Source organism: Acinetobacter sp. SwsAc5 (assembly GCF_013391485.1).
Classification (GTDB): Bacteria; Pseudomonadota; Gammaproteobacteria; order Pseudomonadales; family Moraxellaceae; genus Acinetobacter; species Acinetobacter towneri.
Window position 1 is genome coordinate 1 of record NZ_JACAXD010000046.1, and the last position, 7,475, is coordinate 7,475.

General features: G+C 35.2%; 8 protein-coding genes and 4 pseudogenes. 5 read left to right on the top strand and 7 right to left on the bottom strand.

All coding sequences use genetic code 11. The annotated features are described in order from the left end of the window. Together HYG89_RS15390 and HYG89_RS15395 are read left to right on the top strand one after the other, a co-directional pair. Positions 1 to 290, top strand: a pseudogene (locus HYG89_RS15390) (IS4 family transposase); the annotation flags it as partial. 101 nt (positions 291 to 391) lie between these two features. Beyond that, positions 392 to 802: pseudogene (locus HYG89_RS15395) on the top strand (transposase); the annotation flags it as partial. Between the two features lie 191 nt (positions 803 to 993). Here HYG89_RS15395 and HYG89_RS15400 read toward each other — a convergent pair. Beyond that, positions 994 to 2,138, bottom strand: a protein-coding gene (locus tag HYG89_RS15400) for an IS3 family transposase (protein WP_178868311.1) whose coding sequence is annotated in 2 segments (ribosomal slippage) — positions 994 to 1,874 and positions 1,874 to 2,138 — 1,146 coding nt in all. Because the reading frame shifts where the segments join, the coding sequence is not laid out codon by codon here. Positions 2,139 to 2,241: 103 nt separating this feature from the next. On the opposite strand from HYG89_RS15400, the gene HYG89_RS15405 reads away from it, so the two are divergent. Continuing rightward, positions 2,242 to 2,742, top strand: a complete 501-nt coding sequence (locus tag HYG89_RS15405) for a YqhA family protein (protein ID WP_005200043.1) — start codon at positions 2,242 to 2,244, stop codon at positions 2,740 to 2,742. A 19-nt stretch (positions 2,743 to 2,761) separates the two neighbouring features. Then, positions 2,762 to 2,884 (top strand): annotated as a pseudogene (locus HYG89_RS16105) (helix-turn-helix domain-containing protein); the annotation flags it as partial. A gap of 54 nt (positions 2,885 to 2,938) precedes the next feature. Here the strand turns inward: HYG89_RS16105 and HYG89_RS15410 are convergent. From HYG89_RS15410 to HYG89_RS15420, 3 genes are all read right to left on the bottom strand, one after another. Next, positions 2,939 to 3,319: a hypothetical protein gene (locus HYG89_RS15410; RefSeq protein ID WP_151829633.1), complete on the bottom strand. Its 381-nt coding sequence runs from the start codon at positions 3,317 to 3,319 to the stop codon at positions 2,939 to 2,941. 96 nt (positions 3,320 to 3,415) lie between these two features. Continuing rightward, positions 3,416 to 3,706 carry an addiction module antidote protein gene (locus tag HYG89_RS15415; protein ID WP_004969304.1) on the bottom strand — a complete coding sequence of 97 codons (291 nt, stop codon included), beginning with the start codon at positions 3,704 to 3,706 and terminating at the stop codon, positions 3,416 to 3,418. A gap of 1 nt (position 3,707) precedes the next feature. Next, entirely contained in the window at positions 3,708 to 4,004 is a 297-nt protein-coding gene (locus HYG89_RS15420) for a type II toxin-antitoxin system RelE/ParE family toxin (protein ID WP_005175534.1), read from the bottom strand. Between the two features lie 171 nt (positions 4,005 to 4,175). Here HYG89_RS15420 and HYG89_RS15425 point away from each other — a divergent pair, with 171 nt between their 5' ends. Beyond that, a complete protein-coding gene (locus HYG89_RS15425; RefSeq protein ID WP_039048204.1) occupies positions 4,176 to 4,445 on the top strand; it encodes a hypothetical protein in 270 nt (89 codons plus the stop codon). Between the two features lie 281 nt (positions 4,446 to 4,726). Here HYG89_RS15425 and HYG89_RS15430 read toward each other — a convergent pair whose 3' ends face one another. From HYG89_RS15430 to HYG89_RS15440, 3 genes and pseudogenes are all read right to left on the bottom strand, one after another. Beyond that, the gene (locus tag HYG89_RS15430; RefSeq protein ID WP_000678311.1) at positions 4,727 to 5,293 is read right to left on the bottom strand and encodes a recombinase family protein; all 567 of its coding nucleotides are present in this window, start codon (positions 5,291 to 5,293) and stop codon (positions 4,727 to 4,729) included. 477 nt (positions 5,294 to 5,770) lie between these two features. Next, positions 5,771 to 6,664 carry a LysR family transcriptional regulator gene (locus tag HYG89_RS15435; RefSeq protein ID WP_178868313.1) on the bottom strand — a complete coding sequence of 298 codons (894 nt, stop codon included), beginning with the start codon at positions 6,662 to 6,664 and terminating at the stop codon, positions 5,771 to 5,773. Positions 6,665 to 6,868: 204 nt separating this feature from the next. Beyond that, positions 6,869 to 7,342 (bottom strand): annotated as a pseudogene (locus tag HYG89_RS15440) (malic enzyme-like NAD(P)-binding protein); the annotation flags it as partial. Between the last annotated feature and the right edge of the window lie 133 nt (positions 7,343 to 7,475).

Genomic DNA, 7,475 nt, shown 5'->3' on the forward strand with positions numbered 1-7,475 from the left:
TTAATCTTGAAAATACGCGCTTGACAGACCCTAGACGAGTGAAAAAATTGATTGCGGTGTTAGCTATAAGCTTCTGTTGGTGTTACTTAACGGGTGAATGGCAACATGATCAAAAAAAAGTGATAAAAATAAAGAAGCATGGACGACTCTCAATGAGTTTATTTCGCTATGGTTTAGACTATGTTCAAATGGCGATTCAGCGTTTAATTGGTTTTGGGAAAAAAGAAGAGTTTAAGGAAATTTTGGCAATTTTAAGAAGGCAGAACCCTGATAGGATAAGGGTTCTGTGAAATTTGTCGTGTACAGAGAGATAAGTTATTGCATAATAATTCTTTCTTACTCAAATCAATTATGATCAAAATGATGTGGGTCTAGGATTTTAGACCATGCCTATAGTCGTAAAGCACTGGCTCATCGTGTATCGATCAGTATGGAAACAGACTTTTGCATAGATGCGTTGCAAGAAGCAATTGTGAAATATGGTTGTCCTGAAGTCTTTAATACAGACCAAGGCAGTCAATTCACAAGCGAGGCATTTTTGAATGAGTTAAAATTGCGAAATATCCGTATCAGTATGGATGGAAAAGGACGATGGATGGATAATGTGATGATTGAGCGTTTATGGCGCAGCGTGAAGCATGAGGAAGTCTATTTGAAGGCTTACGATACGGTTAAACAAGCGATACAATCAATTGCTGAATATTTGGATTTTTATAACATGATACGTCCTCATTCAAGTTTGAATAAGGCAACACCGAATGAATTTTATGATCAACATTTACTAAAAGTAATGGCAGCATAATTTAAATATTTAGAGCGGGTTTATCACTTATAAAACTGAATTGAGTTGTCTAATTAACGGAACCACATTAGTCTTCTTCATTTTTAAATCAATTTCTTATCCGCGATTTTGATTAATAGTTGTTTGTTTTAGAGGTGGTTCCACTTGTTTGAACAACTAAAAGCGTATTTATAAGTGATATTCCGCTCTAGTTAAGCCACCTTGTTTTGTTGGGGTAGCTGATCATAGTAAAACTCATTTGGTGTCATTTTGTCTAGACTTGAATGAGGTCGTTTCAGATTATAAAACTCAAAATATGCACTCAATTGCTTTTTCGCATCTGTGACACTGCTATAAGCTTTGAGATACACCTCTTCATATTTAACGCTCCGCCATAATCGTTCAACCATCACATTATCTACCCATCGACCTTTACCATCCATACTGATTTGAATGCCATTTGATTTCAATACATCAATAAATGCATCACTGGTGAACTGACTGCCTTGGTCTGTATTCAATATTTCAGGTGATCCATATTTTTCAATCGCTTCATTTAAAGCCGAAATACAAAAATCCACCTCCATACTAATCGATACCCTATGCGCAAGTACCTTGCGGCTATGCCAATCAATCACAGCACATAAATAAACAAAGCCTTTTGCCATAGGGATATACGTTATATCCGTAGACCACACTTGATTACTGCGCTGAATAGCCAATCCTTTGAGCAGATATGGATATTTACGGTGAGCTTGATTAGCCTGGCTTAAATTTGGTTTGCAATATAACGCCTGAATACCCATTTTCTTCATTAAAGTACGTGTATGACGTCGTCCTATATGATGCCCTTGACGATTCAACAAATCACGCATCATACGACTGCCTGCAAAAGGATATTGCATATGTAATTCATCAATACATCGCATCAGCTTCAGATCTGATGAGCTAACAGGTTTTGGGCGATAATAATAACAACCACGAGAGACTTTCAGTAACTTAGCTTGTTTAGATACTGAAATCTGAAGTGAGTGATCGATTAACTTTTGTGGTTGAAGCGGCCCAGTTTCTTCAACACACCTTCTAAAAAATCAATTTCTAATGCCTGCTCACCGATTTTTGCATGTAACTTTTTAAGATCAATGGTAGGTTCTGATGGAGCTTTTGATTGATCGAAAGCTTGTGAGGAAGCTGAGATCAATTGATTTTTCCAGTCAATAATTTGGTTTTGATGAACATCAAACTCAGAACTCAATTCAGCAAGTGTTTTTTCTGCTTTGATCGCAGCAAGTGCTACCTTAGCCTTAAAGTCGTTTGAATGATTTCTTCTTGGTCTACGTGCCATAAAATACTCCATATATTGATGTTTATAACATCATTTGAGGAGCAGAGTATCACTTATAGGAGTTGTTCAAATTTCCGGATCCATCTCTTTTTTTTCATTTAATGGATGTTATCAAGTGCTACAAAATTTTTTTGAAAAGAGTAGATTTTTAGTTATTATAGTTATTATAAATTGCATAATATCTTCTATTTTTTTATATTTATCAACTATATACCTTCTAATTGATGCAATAATTTTTATTATAAAAAATATATATGCAACTAATTTTGAAGTAAAAATAGTTGTTGTTAAATTTTTAAAAATCCTCGATGTCTCGTTAATTGCTATTACATTTCATTTAATTTCAGCAGGTTTTTATAAATTATTTATTCAACAAGCTATTTTTGACAATAGTTCTTTTCTTAAGACACTATCAATTAATAAGTTTCATGATCTAAAAATTATTATATTACATGTATCTATTATAGTTATAGTCATCTTGTTTTTAGAAGATATTGTTGTTTTTGGTGGAACTTTAGCCAACTTATATGCTGGTATTTCTTCTAGCCTAGTCATATTAGCAATAATTTTTACTTGTAAGCTATTAGATAATGATCATCACAAAGACGATGAATAACTTAAATCGCAAGGACTCATTTAAAATTACTCTTTTCATTAGCCATCGTACTCTGCAAAACTGGGAACAAAGCCGACGCTATCCAACAGGACCAGCAGCAACATTGATTCGAATTTTAAATGCATTAAAAATGGGAGCTTAGCTCCCATTTTTTTGTGTTGTGTATTGCGTATAAGCGCCATTATGTTAAATAAACTCAATTACTGTCATCAAAAGTGGCATTAATTCTGTCTACAGTCCATTTTACTGTAGTGTTATCTAAGTAAAAAAAATCTCTATTTAAAATATAATCTTCAAAAATTAAGCCATTACTATCTAGCTTTCCTTCTTTTAAATGTCCAATAATTTCATATCTTAGACTATTATCTATTTGCTTAACTTGATGGGGACAATTCACTTCTTCAATAATGTAATCATCAAGAATAGTAGCTTCTAAAGCTATAAGGTAATTTTTTTTGAGATCAATAAATGAGGGTATTGAAGAACTAAATACCTCTAGAATTTCATTACGAATCTTAATTTTTAGAATAAATTCGAGATCCTCATTACATTCTATGATTTGAGCTATATATTTCACTTTAATTAAGATTTTCTAAAATTAACATAATACGCGTTATACGAAACATAAAAACGGGAGCCTTTAGCTCCCATTTTTACTATATTTTTTAAAGTCTTAGGCATGTTGTACTGTGAGTTTTAGGCCTAAAGCATTCACAACACGATTAATCGTATCAAAACGTGGTGCTGAATCCTGACGTAGGGCTTTGTAGAGTGCCTCACGTCCAATCCCTGCTTCTTTAGCGATTTGAGTCATGCCACGAGCTTTAGCAATAACGCCAAGTGCATGGGCTAATTCAGCTGGATCATTCTCTTCAAGAACCATATTGAGATACATCACAATGTCTTCTTCAGTTTTGAGCGACTCAGCCATATCAAAACTTGGTAAATCAGCGACTTTAACCATTTTAATCCTCCAATGTTTTCGATAATTTGACTGCACGATCGATATCTTGTTGTTGAGTCGATTTATCTCCTCCACCAAGCATTACAATCACTACGTCACCATGTTGGATGTAATACATTCTCCATCCAGCACCGAAGAACTCTCTCATTTCCCAAACGCCATCTTGAAGAGGCTTAATGTCTCCCCAATTTCCACGTTGAACCTTATCCAATCTACGATTCAGGCGAATACGGGTCATATTGTCTTTAATGCCATCCAACCATTCATCAAACTCTGGCAGACGTTTAATTTCAATCATGAGGATTCCTTGTTTTCTCACCATATTGTATTCGATCGAATACAATATGCAAGTAATCTATATGGACATCCATTAATTTCTTATAATCGCCATTATGCTAAGTGATTAAAAAAGCCTTGAAATAGTTGTAAAATAGTTGTATATTAATTTCACACCTATGGAGGTTTTTATATGTCAAGAATGTCAAAAACAAGCGCCAGCTATATTCGTATTGCGGATAAGATTATTTTTACCTATGCGGAACTAGTACCTGGCAATCATCATGAGTTCAACAAAAAAAATAAAGGCGTACCAGTTGCCGCTGTGCATTATGAAAAATTAGACGAGTATATAATTTTACGTGATGGTCAGGAACAACCGCTGTGCATTGATGACCCGAAAAAATTTATCAGATCAATTCGCCGATTAAATAAAGATTGTGAAATCATAAATAAGCTATGACCATATTTAATGGAATACCTAGAATGACACTTTTAACGATAGTTTAAGCGTTTACACAGTTTTATTTACAGTCTCTTAAGTTTTCCTAAAATTAACATAATACACCTTATACGTAATGCTTGATATTTCTCTTTAAATATCACTATATTAAAGCAAGCCGTTCTGGAATATAGGGCACCAGAGCGGCTTTTTATTGATTATTCATGTTCCACGCTTAAAATTCGAACAGTGTTTCATGATTTTTATAAGTTAAACTAAATTTAGTTGCTAATCCCAATAAGCTATTCACTAACTTGTAAATATCGGTATACCGCCTGACGACTAATCCCAAAAGCTTTCCCTAATGCCATTTTCGATGGATACTTCCCCTCCTTCCATGCTTGTCGTAAAGCTTCAGCTTGGTCAGGCTTTAGTTTATGCACCCGACCTTTGTACTTCCCCTGAGCAGAGGCGAGTTTTATTCCTTCCTTTTGCCGCTCTAAAATGATCTCACGTTCGAACTGTGCAAAAGCACCCATCATTTGAAGCATCAAATTATCCATCGGGGTGGATTCGGCTGTAAAAGTAATATTTTCTTTTACAAACTGGATGGCGATCCCTCGTTTGACCAGTTTATCTACTTCAGTGACCAAATCTTTTAGGCTTCGCGCAAAACGATCCATTGAATGTACAATCACCCTGTCCCCTTCCCGGACATAGTTCAACATTTCCTGAAATTTAGGTCGGTCAGTATTTTTACCTGAAGCACGGTCAACAAAAATCCGGTCGACCTCAATTCCTTCAAGTTGACGTCCAGTGTTTTGCTCGACAGAACTTACCCGGACATACCCTACTTTTTGGCCTTTCACTTTTTCACGCCCCAATTGGATAAAAATGAACAATTTCGTAAATTATAATTCTTTAACACTAAAGTTACATGTTACGTATGATTAAAAATCATTTAAATGATACATAATTTCATGAACTTTCAGATTGTAACTTTAGGGTATACTCTAAAGATACATTAAAGCTTATAAAATACGATAGGTGACTCTTGCAAGATATCTTGTATTCGAATCAGTCATCTTAAGAATAGGTTTGTCTTATATCTAGAATTTTGGTGGCTATTCATGCAGATAAAAAATACCAACTTCATCTCAACACTTAGGAGATAAATCGAATGGCTAAGATTCTACAAAAATTGTTAGCTAGTCGCTATCCAGAGGCCAAGCCCGTATTCAAAAAATGGCACATGAATTACTGCTAGAAGATCAGCTTCTGAATAGCCACCTTTAAGGTAGCTTTTCTCTTTTCAAAAGAAAAATTTGTAAATAATGATCTGTTCGCTATTTTCTTAAAATTTCGTAGAAGGTATGGCGTAGCCATTGATGACTAATTTTATGATGACAGGACATGTGCCAATATTGCTTGACTGAGTATGACGGAAAATTAATCGGTGCATCAAGAATCTTCAGGTTGCCTCGTGATAGCAATACTTTGCTCAAATAAAAAGGAACTGTAGCAATCGCATCTGTTTCCTGTACTACGAGACCCACCCCAAGATAACTAGGCAAACGCATCAGAATATCACGCTTGAGATTTAAGTTAAGCAATTCATTTTCAATATGGTAATGCCCCATGCCTGCATTAATATCAATATGGGATTCGCGTAAATAATCTTCAGTCGTTAGACAATCGCCTGTCAGACGTGGATGATCTTTTGCTGCAATAACTACATAATATTGTTCAAATAGTTTTTGCTGATAAAAACCATTTTCTAGGTTAGGCAAAAAGCCAAATGCCAAGTCAATTTCACCATTGGCCATTTGATAACTGGTTTCTGATGTAATTGGTCGTACATTCAATCGTATACGTGAGGCATACTGTTTAATATATTGAGAAATTTTAGGCAAAAATACCAAATGCGAAACATCCGTCATAGCTAATGTAAAGTGTTGCTGTGAAGTTGTTTGATCAAAATCAATACTAAAATTATTAATTGCTTCGACGTTACTTAGAGCTTCACTTATCAGTGGAAAAAGCTGTTTTGACAACTCCGTTGGCAGCATTTCATTGCCAATTCTCAAAAACAAAGGGTCATTATAATGTTGACGGACTTTATTAAGTAGATTGCTTACCGTTGGCTGGCCCATATTCAGATGCTCGCCAGCCAGTGATACGCTCTTAAATTTATAGATAAAATAAAAGATCGTGAGTAATTTATAGTCAATACCAAACAAAGCAACGCATTTCCTTTCGCTTTTCCATCATTCAGGCTGACTCATCATTCGCAGAATATTTCTGAATGCCAAAATAATAGTTATTACTGGTTGTTTTCTAAGCAATATTACAATGTCACCAACAGCTCCTGATCTGAAGATCTCCTAAAAAGTTTATAAGAAATGATTTCATAAACTTGATATTCACCAACTAACTCTTATCAATTAAACGATACGACTATAAGTTCTATACTCGGGTTTCCAGAAGTTATCTTCAATTTTTTGTTCTAACTCAATTAAGCTCATTTTGGGTGCTATTTCATCATGCATTGCTGCTTGAGCAACTTTCAAGGCAATAATTTTTGAAATCTGCTGTATTTGACTTAAATCAGGCAATAAAGCCGCTTCTGGATTTTGTAATTTTGGTGAGCAGTCAGCCAAAGCATTTGCTGCTGCCATTAGCATATTTTCTGTCACCCTTCTTGCTCCAGAAGCAATAAGTGCCTTACCTTTGGTCCATTCAATAATATCTGAAGGTACAGCTTCAGCTCGGCATGTTGGATTAGACAATGGGAATACTATCGGATATTCAGTATTCTCCACTAAAGCTTCAATAACATCTTTTGTGAAGAGACCTGGCTGCCCTGATACACCAATTAATACTGTCGGCTTCGCATGCTTTACTACATCTAATAGGCTTTGTTGCACAAAGATTTGAAATGCAAAGCGCCCCTAATTGAGCCAAATTTAAGGCGTAACTTGGGTAACTGGTCGACCTAATTCCGTAAATCTGTTGAGGACTGCTACACGTGCATGAATCTCATTCACCTGA

What these genes read in the sequence shown, in the direction of transcription:
- HYG89_RS15415 (WP_004969304.1), bottom strand. Translation starts at nt 3,706, where the DNA reads ATGGTTAAAGTCGCTGATTTACCAAGTTTTGATATGGCTGAGTCGCTC.
- HYG89_RS15420 (WP_005175534.1), bottom strand. Translation starts at nt 4,004, where the DNA reads ATGATTGAAATTAAACGTCTGCCAGAGTTTGATGAATGGTTGGATGGC.
- HYG89_RS15425 (WP_039048204.1), top strand. Translation starts at nt 4,176, where the DNA reads ATGTCAAGAATGTCAAAAACAAGCGCCAGCTATATTCGTATTGCGGAT.